We start from the raw sequence: 17,857 nt of genomic DNA, 5'->3' as shown, positions 1-17,857 counted from the left end.
AGTGGTACATCAATCAGATCACCATAAGCCCTTCTTCGATATAATCCATTAAGTGAGTTATGTTTTACGAAATATTGCTCTGCACTATAACAAAAATAGCCATAAATATTTATTGCTAACTCACAATTCCTCACAACATTGGGTGACTTGACGCAAATTATGGATACCGTATTTCTTAATCTTATTGATTCTATTCTCGAAGAACGAGAAAGCTTTAACCATATTTGGTTTGCTAATGATCACACCACACCGCCACAATTTAGTTACCAAGTGAATTTCCCTCGTCTTGAACTCGTGCTTAAAGGCGAATATGTGAATCAATTAGAAGACGGTGAGTATGGCATTCGAGATATTAACTTAATGCTGGGTGATGCTCTGTATATTCCACCGAACTGTTGGAATAAACCCAATTGGGATACGGAATGCTCGGTATTGAGCCTACTGTTTGGTAAAAGACAAATTGGTTTCAGTTTAGTCAGCAAAAGCAAAGACAATCCTCACTTTTTTGATGTGCAAAAACACTCAATCCAAGCCGCGACAGGACATGCTATTGATCCTATTTTATCGGCATTGAATATGCTGGCAAAAGAGCCAACGAAAAAACCAATGGATGAATACCTCTTGTTAGCGCTCCTCAGCTATAGCCGCTCTATGCTCAATACCCCAGATAGAGTGAAAAAAAATCGTTGTGAAGATCTTTATCAAGGGATTTGTATTTATATTCAAGAAAATTTTCACCGCGCGATCAGCCGAGAATCTATTGCTCATCGTTTTAACATTACCCCCAATCACCTCTCGCGCTTATTCAGACAACAGGGACATATGCGATTAGCAGATTACATCTGCTGGGTACGGTTAGAACGCGCAAAATTTATGCTCAAGAAATACAATTTTCGTTTAGCGGAAGTAGCAACCCGATGCGGGTTTCAAGATATGAATTACTTCTGTCGGGTATTTAAAAACAAAACAGGCCGTACACCAACTGAATATCGTAGCCTTTAATCAGACGCTAGCATCGCCTCAATGATCAGCGCTTGTATAACATTACTATCAGAAGCTTGGCGTAAAGCATCTGCATAACGATCTTGTAGTAGTCGCTTTGAAAACCGAGAAAAAGCCATGAGTACAGAACGCGATAAGGGCTTAGGTAATACCATCATCAATACCTTGCTTACATCTCCTCGTGCGCTGTGCCAATTCATTTGCTGACAACAAGAAATCACCATCGCAGGCTGAGTAATAGGTTCTATCATCACATGGGGCATCGCAATACTATTGCCCATTACAGTAGCAGAAATACTCTCACGTTTTTCTATCGCAGCTAACACCTCTTGATAATCATCGACTTTAATCACTTTTTCATCCACCAGCGAGCGCGTCATCGTTGCTAATAATTGTGCTTTATTATTATCGGCTTGAATCTGTTTTGGCGTGATAAAAGACAGAGGAAAATCCAGCATTGTCATACGCTGTTTTAAAATAGCATTTCCCTTACTATCGCTCGATGGCAACAATAACGGACAAGCATATTCGTGAATAATATCAGTCAGCACCAATAGGGCTAATTCAGCATCCACGCCTGTAATAACGAGCTGACACAATTGATAAGGCTTACTTGCAAGCGTTGAAACGCGCAGAGGCTTGGTTACCGATTCAGATCGTAACAATTGCAAGTTAAACACCTGCACATCGGCAGTAAAATAGCTGGCGAGCTTTTTCAATTTGTCTAACTGATAAAGGGGTAATCCACTATGACCACAATAGAACGTAAGGCGCCTTTCCAACATCGTAATGCTCTGCTATTGGGTAATTAATTGCTGGCAACGTTTTAGCACAGCTTCTGGATCAACCAAGACCTCTTCAATAGTAACACAATGGATTTTACTGCCTGTGAATCGGCTACGCTGCTCTACTTCAATATCTGAAGCAATCAAGGTTAAATCTGCTTTAGCTATATCTTGCAGTGTTAACTGATCTTCAATCCCCATCGCACCTTGGGTTTCAACGTGGATCTGAATTCCCATTTTATGAGCCATTTTATTTAGCGCATCTGCTGCCATGTAAGTATGGGCGATCCCCGTAGGACAAGCTGTTACAGCAACAATTTTCATGCTCTTTCCTTATCAATATCATCGCGAGTAACGACTACAAATAAAAACGCCCTTTAAACTATCTACTCTGTCTAGAGAATGTATAGAAAACTAAAGGGCGTTATTTATCTATTTAAGTGTATTAATCTTCTCTTTTAGATTTCCACTTTTTGATGCCAGTACTTTTACCACCAAAACTTGGTTTTGAATCACGATCTGAAGGACGCGCTGGACGACGATTATCATTACGTCCCTGACCACGCTGTTGGCGCGCTTCACCACCTTCTTCATTGCGGCGATTTTGACGCTGACCACCAGGACGACGAGTAAATTCCCCCGTACCACTGTAGGTTTTAAACGCTTTTTCTTGAGCACGCTTTTCATTACGCGCTTCTTGCTGGCGGTGATCGTAAAGTTTCGCATCAGTGGCTTTAGCAATTTTACGACCTTCAGCATCAACTTTTGATGCTTCTTCAGTACCTGATGATTGTGCAATTAAACGGTTAATTTCACCGATTTCATCATCAGTTAAGTAACGCCACTTACCATTAGGTAATCCATCAATCGTGATGTTCATAATGCGTACACGGCGAAGTTTATACACTTCATAACCAAGCGCTTCACACATACGACGGATCTGACGGTTCAAACCTTGAGTTAGCACAATACGGAAAGAGAAATTCGTTTCTTTCGTTACCTTACAAGGTAGGGTTACCGTATCTAAGATCTCAACACCTGATGCCATTTTCTCTAAGAATTCTGGCGTGATCACTTTATCAACACGGACTACATATTCTTTTTCGTGAGAGTTACCCGCACGTAGGATTTTATTAACGATGTCGCCATCATTCGTTAAGAAGATCAAGCCATCTGATGGCTTATCTAAACGACCAATAGGGAAAATACGCTTGCGGTGACCAATAAAATCAACGATGTTACCTTCGATATGACGTTCGGTGGTACAGGTGATCCCAGTTGGCTTATTTAGCGCGATATAAATTGGACGCTCTTTGCTACGAAGTGGCTTATCATCAATAAGCACATCATCGTTATCCATTACGCGTACGCCCATCTCTGGTTTTTGACCATTGATAGTGACGCGTCCCTGATCAATCAGCTTGTCCGCCTCACGGCGTGAGCAATAGCCTGTATCACTAATGAATTTATTAAGACGAACCCCTTTTGGGCTCTGCTGTTCAGTTGGATTCTGTGACATGGTTTTCTTCTATAAAGGGCTTTAGGACGATCAGGGTAAAAACTGCAAACATGCAGTTTAATTACTCGATAGTTATCTATGCTGAAGTTTAACTGATTGCTCACTAAAGAGGTAGTGCAAGGTGTTGAACTTATTTGATGCTAGATTTATCATTTAAACTCAATAAATTAAATATGGATCGTAAGATGAATATAATATATGGCATTCAATGCCATAAAAACTTAAATCAAATTGATAGTCTAATAAACTCTCTCAAACTATCAGATAATGATTATGTTTTTATTCATGTAGATAAAAAATCAGATTTTTTATTTAACAATATTTATAAAAAATATCATAATATTCATAATGTAATAGTTATTAAAGATCGTGTTGATGTTAATTGGTCAGGATTTAGCCAAGTAATGGCTACTTTAAAAATCATATCATTAATAAAAACAATGAAAATTAATTATGACTTTTTTTGCTTAATCAGTGGTGAAGATTGTTTATTACAAACTTCAAATAAGTTAAAAATTTTTTTAAACAATAATAATAAGTCTTTTGTCGATTATAGTAATGATGCCACAAATTACTTATGGCGAATAAATTATTTTAACTTTTTCAGAGAAAACAAAAAAAATAGAAGCTTATACTTACGCCTAACCTCAAAGATATTAACCACTATTCAAAAGAAATTAAAAATAAAAAGAAAAAACTTCAATGAAAGTGAAATTCACATTGGATCTCAATGGCTTACATTAAAATCATCACATTTAGACATTATATATGAAAAGATAGATGACTGTTTACTGAATAATTTTAAATATACAAGCTGTGCGGATGAACACTTTTTTCAAATGCTAATATATAAATATATTCCTTCAGATGAAATAGTCAAAGATAATCTACATTATATCGTTTTCGATAATGGAGAAAGCTCTCCAAAATATCTAAGAATAAACGATTTAAAAGAAAAAAAACTAAATAATAAAAATCTTTTTTTTGCACGAAAAGTAAATGAGGAAACACTGCTAAACTGGAATAAAGAATATTTATAAAAAAAGCCACTTCTGTGGCTCTTTTTTTTTTTAAGAAAAAGCTTAGTGATTTATACGACCCACATAATCATGCTGCAGCTCTTTTTCTAACAAGCTTTCGACATAACCCGGTGATTTCGTCTTTCCAGCCATTAAACGGTACATTGCAGGAATAACAAACAAGGTCACTAAGGTCGCGAACGCCATACCGAAGAACACCACTGTCCCCACAGAGATACGGCTTTCAGCCCCCGCTCCCGTCGAGATAATCAGCGGAATTGCGCCAAATAAAGTCGTAAATGCAGTCATCAATATTGGACGCAGACGACGTACTGACGCATCAATGATCGCTTGTTCAAACTCAACACCTTTATCACGCAATTGGTTAGCAAATTCTACAATCAGAATACCGTTTTTAGTTACCATACCAATAAGCATGATCATACCAATTTGACTGTAGATATTGAGCCCTTGCCCCATTAACCATAACCCTGCTAAGCCACCGAAGATCCCCATAGGAACTGTCAACATCACCACCAGCGGGTTTACAAAGCTTTCAAACTGCGCAGCAAGAACTAAGTAAGCCACTAGCAAAGCTAAACCAAAGACAATGGCAATACTGCTTTGATTGTCTCTAAAGTCTTTCGACTCTCCCGCATAGTTAATAGTTATATCCGATGGCAACTTCTCTATCGCTTGTTGATCCAAGAAATCCAACGCTTCCCCTAAGGTGTAACCTTCAGACAAATTCGCCGTTAACGTGATCGATTTCTGTTTCTGGTTATGGCTAAGCTTCTGCGCTGAAGCGACTTCATCAATCGAAGCAACGGTATCAAGCGTGACAAGTTGACCATTTTTCGCACGTAAATAAATCTGACTAAGATCAGCAGAGCTATTAAAACGATTCTCGTCACCACGCAGGTAAACATCGTATTCTTCACCACGCTCAACAAAAGTAGTTTCACTTCGTCCGCCCAACATCACTTCCAATGTTTCTGCAATATCTGAAACTGGAATACCTAAATCCGCCGCACGTTGACGATCAATATTAACCATTAACTCAGGCGTCGTTTCTGCATAATCTAAATCAACCCCTTCCATAATTGGGCTGTCTTCTGCAATGTGTTTTAGCTCCGAAGCCCACTTAAACAACTCTTGATAATCAGAGCCACCGAGCACAAATTGAACTGGCTCAGAAGAACCACCGCGAAAGCCTGGCATAATTGGAATAACACGCACATCAGGAATCCCCGTTAGTGCTTTACTCACCATGCCTAATGCTTGTTGTGCCGACACACTGCGATCTTGCCAATCTTCTAACTGCATGATCACAAAACCAGTTTGATCTCCAGCTCGACCACCGAACGCGGGTGATTGAATACTGACAGATTTCAATACGCCTTTACCCAACATTGGCAACAAACGGCTTTCAACTTCATCCATATTGCCGATCATACGGTTATAACTAGTACCTTCTGCACCTTTTACAAAGGCAAACAATACACCGCGATCTTCTTGTGGCGCTAATTGAGCAGGGATCACCTTCATCAACGCGGCACTTGCGCCAATACACGCTAATACAACAATCGGTGCGATAAAGCGTTTTTTAACCGCAAACGTAACACCTTTGCGGTAGACATTTTCAAGCTTATCAAACTGACGATTCACCCATAGGTTAAAGCGAGTTGGTTTTACATTGGCTTTTAAGATTTTACTCCCCATTACAGGCGTTAAAGTTAACGCAATTAATGAAGAGAAGATGACCGCCATCGCAAGCAATACTGAGAACTCAGTAAATAAGCGCCCTACCATGCCTTCCATAAAGGAAATCGGTAAGAACACCATCACCAGTACCGCTGTGGTCGCAATCACCGCAAACCCCACTTCACGGGTACCTTTAAAAGCGGCAAGCAATGGTGATTCACCGCGCTGCATGTGATGGAAAATATTCTCAACCACCACAATGGCATCATCGACCACCAACCCAATAGCAAGAATTAATGCCATTAAGGTCAGCAAGTTGATTGAAAAGCCAAAGAAATACGCGGTAATAAACGCTGAAATTAACGATACTGGCACCGTTACCGCTGGAATTAAGGTTGCGCGTGCTTGTCCAATAAAGACATAAAGCACCAAAATAACCAAAGCACCCGTGACTAATAATGTGCTGTACACTTCACTGATTGAGCGATCTATAAATACCGTCGCATCATAATCAACCGTTAAACTTGTCCCTTCCGGTAAGAACTTCTGCATTCGCGCGACTTCTGCGCGAACATCTTTTGCCACTTCTAATGGGTTAGCATCAGACATAGTGACAATACCCAAACTTAAGTTAACGACTCCGTTGCTTTTAAAGGTTGAATTTTCGTTTTCTGCACCAATCGCAACATCAACCACATCTTTTAAGTAAATCGGCGTACCATTTTCTGTGGTTCTAACTGTCAGGTATTTAAAATCATTAGCCGTGCGATATAAACGGGCCGTTCGCACAGCCATCACAGTTTGGTCATTACGTACTTCACCACCAGGTAATTCAACGTTTTCATCACGTAACGCGTCAATAATATCTTTGGTGGTAACACCGCGACCTGCCATTAATTCAGGTTTCAGTTTTAGGTACATCACCTTATACAGGCCACCACTTAAACTGACTGAACTCACCCCATTAATTAAGCTGAAACGATCTTCCAATACTCGCTGGGCGTAATCCGTTAACTGCGTACGATCCATCTCTGATGAGGATAAATTGATATAAACGGCAGGCTCACCTGAACCATTGTCTTTCGACACAATAGGATCGCTCGCATCATCCGGTAGACGTCGTTGAGCACGGGCAACCGCATCACGCACATCACTGACACCTTCGGTAAGGTCCCAATCCATCGAAAATTCAATCGAAATACGTGACATGCCATTTCGTGTTATCGAGGTGATGTTGTCAATGCCACTAATACCTGACAACTCATCTTCGATCGGAGTAGTAACTTGGCTTTCCATTACCGTCGCAGATGTGCCGTCATATGTAGTCATCACGGTAACAACAGGGCTTTCTACATCAGGCATTTCTCTTATGGCTAATTTAGAGAAAGACACCACACCAAACACACACAGCAATAAGCTTAAAACAATGGCAACAACAGGGCGTTTAACCGAAATGTCTGATAACCACATTAACTACTTGCTCCATGCTGTGAATCATTCTTTGTTGCTGTTATATCCGAAACTTTTATTCCATCTCGCATATTCACTAATCCTTGAACAACAATACGATCGCCAATCTCTACCCCCTTATTAACGACCACGGTATTATCAATACGGGCACCAAGCTCCACTTCAGTTCGATGGACTTTTTGTTTATCGTCAACAAGGTAGATAAAGCGTTTAGTTCCTGAGTATTCAATCGCTTGAACTGGAATTACCGCTTTAGGTTGTGGGACAAAACCTATATCTGCCGCTAACAGCATGCCAGGCTTAAGTGAATTATCTTTGTTATCAAATACCACTCGAACTTTGATATTTAAAGAATCGGTTTGAACACGTGAATCAATCGCTTGTACTTCACCATTAAACACACGATCAGGCCATGCTTGGCTTGTTGCGATAACTTTCATTCCCGGTATAAGGTGTGAGAGATATTGTTCAGGAACAGGAATGTCTAATCGCATTGTCGAAAGATCGTCAAACGTCAACAGTTCCACGCCTTCAGCAACACGATGACCTTGGCTGAAATCAAAGAGTCCAACTGTGCCATTAAAAGGCGCACGGATCATATAATCATTAAGCTCAGCACGCGCCGCTTTTAAACGAGCTTGAGCGATATTGACACTGGTCGTCTGCGCATCAATTTCTGTTTGAGTGATAGCTCCACGTTTCACTAAGCGTTTAAATTCGTTTAATTTACGTTGCTCGTCATTGAAATAGGCTAGAGCTTCATCAAAAGCCGCTTTTGCTTTGTCATCATTAAGTTGAATTAATAGCGTGCCTTTTTGAACACGTTGATTTGGTTTAACCTCGATGTTTTTAATCTGTGCAGATGTTTCTGCTGCAATATTTACAGAGTGCTCAGCTTGCAACTTTCCAGTTAAAGAAAGTGATTGAGCGATAGGCATAGAAGAAACCGTTCCCGTCGTGACACTCACAACACGGCTTGATCGCGCATCCTTCTTTTCTTGCGCAGCATGAGAAGTTCCATGAAAGTAGAAGTAACTACCAGATAACACTGCAGTTACTAATACTGCTACGGCCATTTTTTTCATTATCAACACACCATAAATAATCCTGCCGCAATCATATCTGAATCTACGGTTTAGCAACGTCAAGAAATGTAAATATAAGCAACAATTGGTAATCTGATGAAAATTCAGGCAAACACTCAGTATTTAAAAGAAAAGTCTTTACAGGATCCGAATGTTTGCTATTATCCGCCCCGCACTTGTGGTGGGGTTCCCGAGTGGCCAAAGGGAGCAGATTGTAAATCTGCCGGCACTGCCTTCGAAGGTTCGAATCCTTCCCCCACCACCATCTAATTTGAAAAGCTGTCGCCACTGACGTCTTTTCTGGCGAAAGCCAAATATAGCAACACCCCGTGGTGGGGTTCCCGAGTGGCCAAAGGGAGCAGATTGTAAATCTGCCGGCACTGCCTTCGAAGGTTCGAATCCTTCCCCCACCACCATCTAATTTGAAAAGTTGTCGCCACTGACGTCTTTTCTGGCGAAAGCCAAATATAGCAATACCCCGTGGTGGGGTTCCCGAGTGGCCAAAGGGAGCAGATTGTAAATCTGCCGGCACTGCCTTCGAAGGTTCGAATCCTTCCCCCACCACCATCTAATTTGAAAAGCTGTCGCCACTGACATCTTTTCTGGCGAAAGCCAAATAATAAGCAATACCCCGTGGTGGGGTTCCCGAGTGGCCAAAGGGAGCAGATTGTAAATCTGCCGGCACTGCCTTCGAAGGTTCGAATCCTTCCCCCACCACCATCTAATTTGAAAAGTTGTCGTCACTGACGTCTTTTCTGGCAAAAGCCAAATATAGCAATACCCCGTGGTGGGGTTCCCGAGTGGCCAAAGGGAGCAGATTGTAAATCTGCCGGCACTGCCTTCGAAGGTTCGAATCCTTCCCCCACCACCATCATTTAAACCAGTAGCTCAGGCTGCTGGTTTTTTTTCTATCTATACCTTTACTCCCCCTTAAATATTTCCCATCTAAGTTCTAAATTTGTACGTAAAAAAATTGCTATAATTTCATTATATGATTACTTTTATTCATGACATTTAATAATGAACAACATGCATATTAAATATCATAAACATCAATAATAACAATTAAATGGATAGTATATGGCTTTGGGTTTCACGGAATTAGAACAAGAAAAGTGGAACACCATAAAAGTACTCATCGTAGATGATCAGCTCTCTTCTGCTCAACTCGTTAAAAGTGTCTTAGATAAAATTGCGATCAAATCAATTGATATCGCGACCTGTTACCAACACGCTATTCAGTTATGCCAAACCCAGCGTTATGATCTTATTTTGTTTGATTTCCATCTTAATCAAAATATTAATGGTGGTGAGTTACTGTCTTTACTCAGACAGCAAAACCTTATTCGTTCAAATTGTGGAATCATCTTTTTTTCTGGAGATCACTCACCTGAAGTCATTTCAACCACAATGGGAATAGAGCCTGATTGTTTTCTTACCAAACCCATTAACGTCGGCACCTTAAAACAACGAGTGATCAGTGTCTATAAAGTTTGCTTACACAGAGAGCCAATATATCAAGCTTTAGACAAGCAAGATCATCAACAAGCAATACAGTTATGCCGTCATTTACTCCGAGAGCAAGGCCATAATCTGCATATAGAAACGCTTTTACTAGAGCTACTTATCGAAATAAAACAATGGCAGCAAGCAGAGCAATTATTACTTTTATTTAAGCAACACTCTCAACACCATAAGTTATCATTGATTGAAGCAAAACTTGCGACAAAGAAAGGCTATCACCTCGAAGCGATTAACCGACTAAAACGGTTAATTAAGCATGTCCCTCTTTGTGTCTTTGCTTATGATGAACTAGCGTCCCTTTATCAACAAAATAACCAAGTCGATAAAGCTCAAGAAGTCGCCATGCAGGTACTCACCTTAACACCAACCATACCGCATCGAGCTTTAACTGTTGCTCAATTATCTGCAGATATGAATGATATTGATAACTTTCTGCAGGCAGGGAAAACATTAGCAACACATCTACCGATTATTGATAAGTTATGGCTAGTACACTTTGCTGAATATACCGCTATTTTCGAGCAAATTTACACAAACCAATTATCAAACCAGCATAATCATCGACTACACACTGCTATTAAAGATATCCATCACTTAGCTCAGCTAAGATTACAGGGTGAAAAAAAGCAACATTTAGACGCCTTCGCCAATATTGCACTGGCTCGTCTCTACCACATAGATAAAAAGATCCAAAAATCCAAAAGGCGTTTACTAAAAGGATTAAGTCCATTTTTCGGTGTGATGCTTCAAGCTCCGTCAATAGTCATGATCGAAGCACTTCCTATGCTAATCAGTTATGGTGAAAGCCGTTTAATTGGAGAGATATACCAAGTATTAATGACACGATCTGAACTCGATGAACACAGTCAGCACCGTTTAAATGAATTAAAAGAGAAACAACTCATTATTGAAAATGTACGTTTACTTGTAAGCCATTTAGAAACAGCAAAAGCTAATTTGATACAAGATCCCAAACGAGCTGGTGCGCTATATCAAACGATTTTACATGATTACCCACAGTGTAGTGAGGCAATGCTTGGTTATTGTGAAAGTTTACTCAATCAAAAGGCTTACAATCACTCTGATATTCAAAAAAGCTTAAAACAACTAAAAACCATCGAGTTACCACAACCGTTAGCGGATTGGAGAAAATCCTTAATAGCGAAATTATCCTCTCCACAGGTCATATAATAACGACGGAAAATAAAAGCCTAACCTAAGTAGTTTCTAAACGAACACATACTACGTTAGGCTTTTTCGCATGACTCAATCGTCAATTAACGAATAAATCGGTTATAGATAAATAGCAGCACTAAAGCACCGACGGTGGAAATAATAATAGTACCAAGCAGACCCGACGCACCTATACCCAACAGTGAACCAAGGAAACCACCAGCAAAAGAACCAGCAATACCTAAGCCACATGTTGCAATCCAACCGCCACCATCATTTCCAGGCATCAACCATTTAGCGAGTGCACCTGCTATAAGGCCAACAATAATCCAAGTGATAATAGACATGATATTTTCCTTCGTCCGTGGCAGTAACAAGGTAATTACTGCACCATATTGATAAAAATACTTTTTAAAACAACATGTTTGAGTATTTCGTATTCATTCAGCATAGACCTGATAACTCACTCAGTACAAGTAAAGTACTCATTTTTTATCTCTTTTTATCATGACCTAAACTTCTAGCTAAAAACAGACTGTTATTAACAATCTAATATATTGATTTTTAATAACTATATTTCATCAACCCATTAATATTAAATTCTTCCTCAAAGCAATAAAACACTGATTTATTTATTTGACAGACTTACCACGAGGGGTATGTAAACAGATTGTTTAAATATATTTCAGAAAAAACAACATTATCTTTAGCTATTCATCCCTTCTCGGTACCTAAAAAAATAAGTGATCTTCATCACAAACGCGTATCCGTGAGAGACTTAATATAGTGACACTATTTGTATGATGTAAGAGCTAGCTATGAACAGATTTGAAGGAAAAGTTGTCATTATCACAGGTGCGGGTAATGGTATGGGTAAAGCTGCGGCACACCGTTTTGCCTCTGAAGGCGCAATTGTCGTTCTAGCAGACCTTTATCAGGACGCACTAGATAAAGTACACAGTGAGCTAATTTCAGAAAAAACACTGTGTGTTAAAACCGATGTTTCAAATGAAGCTGAAGTAAAAAACCTTATTGATCAGACCATTAAGAATTTCAATAAGATTGACATCTTAATCAATAATGCTGGCGTACATATTCCAGGCACAATATTAGACGGTAGCATTCAAGATTGGGAGAAGATCTCTAGCGTAAATATTAATGGTGCTATTTACTGCTCTAAATATGCATTACCTCACTTAATCAAAAGCAAAGGCTGCATTGTTAATAATGCCTCTGTTTCTGGTTTAGGTGCTGACTGGGGCGCAGCTTACTACTGCGTATCTAAAGGCGCTATTGTTAACTTAACTCGTGTACTTGCACTGGATTTTGGCCTACAAGGTGTGCGTGTTAACTCTGTATGCCCAAGCCTAGTGAAAACCAATATGACTAATGGCTGGCCGGAAGATATTCGTAATAAATTTAACGAACGTATTCCGCTTGGTCGTGCAGCAGAGCCTGAAGAAGTCGCAGCGGTAATGAGCTTCTTAGCAAGTGATGATGCCAGCTTTGTAAACGGTGTTAACCTACCTGTAGATGGTGGTGTTACCGCTTCTGACGGTCAACCTAAAATCGTTGCATAATCATAAATAACACCTACCGAAGGCGGCTCTTTATCTTTCTCGTCGCCTTCATTTATTCCTCTTACCTTCGCTTTATATCGATTAACCTCATCGTTTATTTAAAAGAAATAGGCTCTACCAGCGTTAAATATCTATGTTAGTATCTTTGCTTATCCGTAATTAAAAACTGACAGAAATCGGAATAAATGATGAAAGTTATCTCCTTCAATATCAATGGGCTACGCGCTCGCCTTCACCAACTTCAAGCCTTAATTGAAAAGCATCAGCCGGATGTGATCGGCTTACAAGAAATCAAAGTTCATGATGAAGCCTTCCCTTTAGCGGATGTTGAAGCGATGGGCTACAAAGTTTACTTCCATGGTCAAAAAGCCCATTACGGTGTTGCAATGCTATGTAAGCAAGAGCCAATTAGCGTACAAAAAGGGTTCCCAACCGATGATGAAGATGCCCAACGTCGAATGATCATGGCCACCTTTAAGCAAGACAATGGCAAGAACATCACTGTCATGAACGGTTATTTCCCACAGGGCGATAATATTAAGCACGAAACAAAATTTCCTGCAAAAGAGAAATTCTACGCTGATCTGATGAATTACCTAAATACGGCCCACACTAACGATGAAGAATTGATCGTGATGGGCGATATTAATATCAGCCCTACGGATTTAGATATCGGTATTGGTCCTGCTAATGCTAAACGCTGGCTAAAAACAGGTAAGTGCTCATTCCAACCAATTGAGCGTGAGTGGTTACAAACCTTGCTAGACTGGGGTTTTGTCGATACTTTCCGTCAACTTCACCCAACCGTCGATGATAAATACTCATGGTTTGACTACCGCTCGAAAGGCTTTGTTGATAACCGAGGTCTACGCATTGATGTTATTCTTGCCACACCATCACTGGCTGAGCGCTGCATTGAGTCCGATATCGACTACGAATTACGTGGTATCGAAAAACCCTCTGATCACGCACCTATTTGGTCAGTCTTTAAATAATTAATAAAAGGTGAGTTTCTACTCACCTTTTTTATCTTCACTCTACTTCACCACAAGGGACTAATTATGAAGCTGTTTGTATTTGATCATTGCCCTTTCTGCGTAAAAGCAATGATGATTGCGGGCTTAAAAAAAGCCGATATTGAATTGGTTTACCTACAAAACCACGATATTGATGCACGAATCGAAAAAGTAGGCGCTAACATGGTACCTATTTTACAAAAGCCAGATGGTAGCTATATGGCTGAGAGCCTAGATGTCGTCAAATTTATCGACAACAACGATGGCAGTCCTGTTTTAGCGCCGGAAGTACATCAAGATGAATTAGTACAATGGGCTGAAGCAGCACGAGATTGTGTACCCTACCTACTCTACCCACGCTGGCTAAAAATAGATCTACCAGAGTTTCAGGTTGAAGAAGCAAAAACGTGGTTCTACAACAAAAAAACGCCAATGTTATCCGTCAGCTTTGAAAGAGCCTTTGAAGACTCTTCGCACTACATTGAGCTGACCAATAAAGCGCTGCAAACATTGGAATGGGTAACACTGCCTTCTGAGCGAAGCAACCAGCTTAGCTATGATGATATTCATCTATTTCCAATGCTACGTAATTTAACTGTCGTGAAAGGGATCCAATACCCAACTCGCGTACGTCAATACATTGATGAAGTCGCAGCACTGACTTCAGTCCCACTTTATGATGATGTGGCGGTGTAAAAAAAGCGCTGATAAAACAAAAAGCTCAGCATCTATCATTAGCATGCTGAGCTTTTTCTATTCAACTTTATTAATCTGTTATTTCAGTTAATGGCTGTAAATGGCGTAAATACCGCGCTTCAAGTTTTTTAAATACCCAGATTATGACAAACGTCAGCACCATGTAACAAAGCCCAGCAAACAAGAAAGATTCAAACGGCGCGTAGTAACGAGAGTTTACAATTCTCGCGGCCCCTGTTAAATCAACAATCGTCACAATACCGGCAACGGCTGAGCCATGAACCATGAAGATCACTTCATTACTGTATGCAGGTAACGCTCGTCGTAATGCACTAGGAAGAATAATACGACGAAGCGCTTGAAATGGGCCCATACCATAAGCTTTCGCCGCCTCTATCTCACCTTGCGGCATACTATTAATAGAGCCTCGAATAATTTCAGCGGTGTATGCGGCAGTATTTAAAATGAAAGCAACTAACGCACAGAACCATGCTTCTTGCCACATTGTGCCCTGAACATTGATAACTTGGCTTAATCCGTAATAAATAAGATAAAGCTGAATCAATAGCGGCGTACCACGAAAGAAATAAATATATGCCCAAGCTGGAAACGCAATAAATTTATTACTGCTATTTCGCATCATTCCAATGGGGATCGCGCAAATTAAACCGATCACTAGCGAAACGGTAACCATCCACACTGTAGTGTAGAAACCTTCTAGATAGATTTCCCAGCTTTCTGTAAAGATACTAAAGTCCATCGGCTCTACCTCGTCGGAATACTGTATTTACGCTCGGCCCAATTCAGTACCAAGGTGGAAATAGAGGTGAAGATCAAAAATACAACCGCAATAGTAAAATAGAAGGTAAACGGTTTTTGAGTGGTTCCTGCAGCCAATGCCCCTTTACGCACCATGTCATCTAAACCAATGATAGAAACCAGTGCGGTGGTTTTTAATAACACTAACCAGTTATTACCAAAGCCAGGTAAAGCATGACGGATCATTTGAGGCAGTAAAATTCGACGAAAGGATAAAAATGCACTCATGCCATAGGCTTTACCCGCTTCAAGTTCACCTTTATCTACCGCTAAGATCGCGCCTCTAAAGGTTTCTGCCATATAAGCACCAAAAATAAAGCCTATTGTCAGAACACCAGCAACAAAGGGGCTGATCTCGATATAATCAGGAAGGTAACTTGTCCATTCGTGGTTAGGATCAGATTGAGTAAAAGAATTATTCAACCATTCATTAATATTATACAAGCTATCATTAAGTAGCATTTGACCACCGAAGAAAATCAGCATCATCAATACTAAATCAGGAATACCACGGATCACCGTGGTGTAAAGTGTGGCGATAGCACGCGCCCAACGGTAAGGTGAGAGTTTCGCTAAAGCGCCTAACATACCCAGTGTTGCTGCTAATAAAAGAGAAAGCAGTGCCACTTGTATTGTTATCATCGCCCCTTGAGCTAAAGACCATCCATATCCATATAAATCGAACAACGTCATACTCCTTCATTGTTCGAATAAGAGAGCACTTAGCTTAGCCCTTTGACGAACTAGCCAAACTAGAAGCTAGGTGCTCTTTATTCATTTATGACTTACTGACCGTAAACATCATATTTGAAATACTTATCAGCGATCTGCTTGTATTGACCGTTTTCACGCAGTGCAAGAATTGCTTCATCCAGTTTTTTGGTTAGATCTTTGTCTTGTTTACGCACGGCAATACCAAAACCTTCACCGAACCATTTAGGATCTGTTAATGATGGGCCGATAAATTCAAAACCTTCACCACCGTCTTTATTTAGCAAACCTTCTTCTAATGCTGATGCATCACCCAATACGCTAGCAATACGGCCGGCTTTTAAATCTAGGTAAGCTTCGTCAAATGAGCCATAACGAACGATTTCAACAGACTCTCCGAAATTATCCGTTAAGTATTTGTCATGAGTCGTTGCACGTTGAACACCAATTTTCACACCTTTAAGCCCTTCTTTAGTGAAGTCGAGCTCGGTACCTTTTTTGGCAACAAACTTGTTCGGGATAAGAGCATACTTACCAGTAAAGTCGATTTTCTTTTTACGCTCTTCGGTAATAGACATTGCAGCGATGATTGCATCGTATTTACGAGCAAGCAGTGATGGAATAATACCATCCCAATCTTGGGCTACAATTTTACATTTGACCTGCATTTGCGTACAAAGCGCGTTTGCCATATCCACATCAAAACCTTTCAGCTCACCGTTTGGCTCAGTCCAGCTAAAAGGAGGGTAAGCGCCTTCAATACCAAAACGCACTTCTTTCCACTCTTTTGCTTGTACTGCTGATGAACCCATCGCTGAAATTAATGTTGCGGCTAAAATCCATTTTTTCATATCGCTTCTCCTGCTACGTTTAATTGTTCACACCAAGCCATGCTGTGAACCTTGTACTATTTGTACGGTTATCTAATCACAGAGGGTTAGCCTCTATGTCTTAATCGATAACCCTAAGTTTAGTAAATAGACGAAATAAATTGCTGCAATCTTTCAGATTCAGGCTGGGTAAATAGCTTATCGGGATGACCTTGCTCTTCAACAAGGCCTTGGTGTAAGAACATCACGTGATTGGATACATCGCGAGCAAAAGCCATTTCATGAGTGACTACCAGCATGGTACGGCCTTCTTGCGCTAAATCTTGCATTACACCTAATACCTCACCCACCAATTCAGGATCTAAGGCCGATGTCGGTTCATCAAACAGCATCACTTCAGGATCAACAGCAAGGGCTCGCGCAATTGCTGCACGCTGCTGCTGACCACCAGATAAATGGGCTGGATAATAATTACGGCGTTCAAATAAGCCCACTTTTTTGAGTAAGGCTTCCGCTTTTTCAATCGCTTCTGCTTTAGGGACACCGAGCACATGTATCGGCGCTTCAATCACATTCTGTAATACTGTCATATGAGACCACAGATTAAATCCTTGAAATACCATGGCTAAACGGGCACGAATGCGTTGAACTTGTTTATCATCAACAGGTAAATATTCACCGCGACGATTATTGTGCATTTTAATCAATTCACCATTAACCCAAATTTCGCCTTGAGTAGGGGTTTCAAGTAAATTGACACAACGTAAAAAAGTACTCTTTCCTGAGCCTGATGAGCCAATAATCGAAACGACATCTCCTCTTCTTGCCGTCAGCGAAATACCTTTTAATACTTCATTGTCACCAAAAGATTTATGCAGGTTCTTAATTTCTAGCGCCACGTCATCCTTCATGTGCGCATACTCC

The 17,857-nt window shown here is 40.3% G+C and carries 16 protein-coding genes and 5 tRNA genes; 11 read left to right on the top strand and 10 right to left on the bottom strand.

Annotated elements, in window-relative coordinates; genetic code table 11:
• The first annotated feature begins 159 nt into the window (after positions 1 to 159).
• The gene (locus C9J38_RS04345) at positions 160 to 1,002 is read left to right on the top strand and encodes a helix-turn-helix transcriptional regulator (protein WP_107206027.1); all 843 of its coding nucleotides are present in this window, start codon (positions 160 to 162) and stop codon (positions 1,000 to 1,002) included.
• On the opposite strand, the gene C9J38_RS04340 is transcribed toward C9J38_RS04345, so the two are convergent.
• The 3 genes from C9J38_RS04340 to rluF all read right to left on the bottom strand — a co-directional run bounded on the left by C9J38_RS04340 (position 999) and on the right by rluF (position 3,306).
• Positions 999 to 1,682 (bottom strand): PTS sugar transporter subunit IIA, encoded by a 684-nt coding sequence (locus C9J38_RS04340; protein WP_233218477.1) that lies wholly within the window; start codon positions 1,680 to 1,682, stop codon positions 999 to 1,001. The genes C9J38_RS04345 and C9J38_RS04340 overlap by 4 nt on opposite strands.
• 117 nt (positions 1,683 to 1,799) lie before the next feature.
• Complete coding sequence (locus C9J38_RS04335; protein WP_107206025.1) at positions 1,800 to 2,111, bottom strand: PTS fructose transporter subunit IIB; 312 nt, start codon at positions 2,109 to 2,111, stop codon at positions 1,800 to 1,802.
• Between the two features lie 121 nt (positions 2,112 to 2,232).
• A complete protein-coding gene (gene rluF / locus C9J38_RS04330) occupies positions 2,233 to 3,306 on the bottom strand; it encodes a 23S rRNA pseudouridine(2604) synthase RluF (RefSeq protein ID WP_107206024.1) in 1,074 nt (357 codons plus the stop codon).
• Between the two features lie 137 nt (positions 3,307 to 3,443).
• Here rluF and C9J38_RS04325 point away from each other — a divergent pair, with 137 nt between their 5' ends.
• Entirely contained in the window at positions 3,444 to 4,346 is a 903-nt protein-coding gene (locus C9J38_RS04325; RefSeq protein WP_107206023.1) for a beta-1,6-N-acetylglucosaminyltransferase, read from the top strand.
• A 42-nt stretch (positions 4,347 to 4,388) separates the two neighbouring features.
• On the opposite strand, the gene C9J38_RS04320 is transcribed toward C9J38_RS04325, so the two are convergent.
• Positions 4,389 to 7,499, bottom strand: a complete 3,111-nt coding sequence (locus tag C9J38_RS04320) for a multidrug efflux RND transporter permease subunit (RefSeq protein WP_107206022.1) — start codon at positions 7,497 to 7,499, stop codon at positions 4,389 to 4,391.
• Positions 7,499 to 8,584, bottom strand: coding sequence for an efflux RND transporter periplasmic adaptor subunit (locus C9J38_RS04315; RefSeq protein ID WP_107206021.1), 1,086 nt, complete (start codon positions 8,582 to 8,584; stop codon positions 7,499 to 7,501). The genes C9J38_RS04320 and C9J38_RS04315 overlap by 1 nt, the downstream gene beginning before the upstream one ends.
• A gap of 180 nt (positions 8,585 to 8,764) precedes the next feature.
• On the opposite strand from C9J38_RS04315, the gene C9J38_RS04310 reads away from it, so the two are divergent.
• From C9J38_RS04310 to C9J38_RS04285, 6 genes are all read left to right on the top strand, one after another.
• Positions 8,765 to 8,849: transfer RNA gene (locus C9J38_RS04310), tRNA-Tyr, on the top strand.
• Positions 8,850 to 8,915: 66 nt separating this feature from the next.
• Positions 8,916 to 9,000: transfer RNA gene (locus C9J38_RS04305), tRNA-Tyr, on the top strand.
• Between the two features lie 66 nt (positions 9,001 to 9,066).
• A tRNA-Tyr gene (locus tag C9J38_RS04300) sits at positions 9,067 to 9,151 on the top strand.
• 68 nt (positions 9,152 to 9,219) lie between these two features.
• Positions 9,220 to 9,304 (top strand) — tRNA-Tyr (locus tag C9J38_RS04295).
• A 66-nt stretch (positions 9,305 to 9,370) separates the two neighbouring features.
• A tRNA-Tyr gene (locus tag C9J38_RS04290) sits at positions 9,371 to 9,455 on the top strand.
• Between the two features lie 209 nt (positions 9,456 to 9,664).
• Positions 9,665 to 11,299 (top strand): response regulator, encoded by a 1,635-nt coding sequence (locus tag C9J38_RS04285; protein ID WP_107206020.1) that lies wholly within the window; start codon positions 9,665 to 9,667, stop codon positions 11,297 to 11,299.
• 86 nt (positions 11,300 to 11,385) lie between these two features.
• On the opposite strand, the gene C9J38_RS04280 is transcribed toward C9J38_RS04285, so the two are convergent.
• Positions 11,386 to 11,628, bottom strand: coding sequence for a GlsB/YeaQ/YmgE family stress response membrane protein (locus C9J38_RS04280; protein ID WP_107206019.1), 243 nt, complete (start codon positions 11,626 to 11,628; stop codon positions 11,386 to 11,388).
• A gap of 471 nt (positions 11,629 to 12,099) precedes the next feature.
• On the opposite strand from C9J38_RS04280, the gene C9J38_RS04275 reads away from it, so the two are divergent.
• The 3 genes from C9J38_RS04275 (at position 12,100) to grxB (ending at position 14,573) form a co-directional block, all read left to right on the top strand.
• Positions 12,100 to 12,861 carry an SDR family NAD(P)-dependent oxidoreductase gene (locus tag C9J38_RS04275; RefSeq protein WP_107206018.1) on the top strand — a complete coding sequence of 254 codons (762 nt, stop codon included), beginning with the start codon at positions 12,100 to 12,102 and terminating at the stop codon, positions 12,859 to 12,861.
• A gap of 188 nt (positions 12,862 to 13,049) precedes the next feature.
• Complete coding sequence (gene xthA, locus C9J38_RS04270) at positions 13,050 to 13,856, top strand: exodeoxyribonuclease III (RefSeq protein WP_107206017.1); 807 nt, start codon at positions 13,050 to 13,052, stop codon at positions 13,854 to 13,856.
• Positions 13,857 to 13,922: 66 nt separating this feature from the next.
• A complete protein-coding gene (gene grxB / locus C9J38_RS04265) occupies positions 13,923 to 14,573 on the top strand; it encodes a glutaredoxin 2 (protein WP_107206016.1) in 651 nt (216 codons plus the stop codon).
• A 70-nt stretch (positions 14,574 to 14,643) separates the two neighbouring features.
• Here the strand turns inward: grxB and C9J38_RS04260 are convergent, their stop codons facing one another.
• The 4 genes from C9J38_RS04260 to C9J38_RS04245 form a co-directional block, all read right to left on the bottom strand.
• The gene (locus C9J38_RS04260) at positions 14,644 to 15,333 is read right to left on the bottom strand and encodes an ABC transporter permease (protein WP_107206015.1); all 690 of its coding nucleotides are present in this window, start codon (positions 15,331 to 15,333) and stop codon (positions 14,644 to 14,646) included.
• 5 nt (positions 15,334 to 15,338) lie between these two features.
• A complete protein-coding gene (locus tag C9J38_RS04255; protein ID WP_107206459.1) occupies positions 15,339 to 16,079 on the bottom strand; it encodes an ABC transporter permease in 741 nt (246 codons plus the stop codon).
• Positions 16,080 to 16,177: 98 nt separating this feature from the next.
• Positions 16,178 to 16,954 carry an ABC transporter substrate-binding protein gene (locus tag C9J38_RS04250; RefSeq protein ID WP_107206014.1) on the bottom strand — a complete coding sequence of 259 codons (777 nt, stop codon included), beginning with the start codon at positions 16,952 to 16,954 and terminating at the stop codon, positions 16,178 to 16,180.
• Positions 16,955 to 17,073: 119 nt separating this feature from the next.
• Positions 17,074 to 17,844 carry an ABC transporter ATP-binding protein gene (locus C9J38_RS04245; protein ID WP_107206013.1) on the bottom strand — a complete coding sequence of 257 codons (771 nt, stop codon included), beginning with the start codon at positions 17,842 to 17,844 and terminating at the stop codon, positions 17,074 to 17,076.
• Between the last annotated feature and the right edge of the window lie 13 nt (positions 17,845 to 17,857).

This window comes from Photobacterium sp. GB-210 (assembly GCF_003026075.1).
Lineage (GTDB): Bacteria > Pseudomonadota > Gammaproteobacteria > Enterobacterales > Vibrionaceae > Photobacterium.
This window is presented reverse-complemented; position numbering and strand designations above follow the sequence as displayed.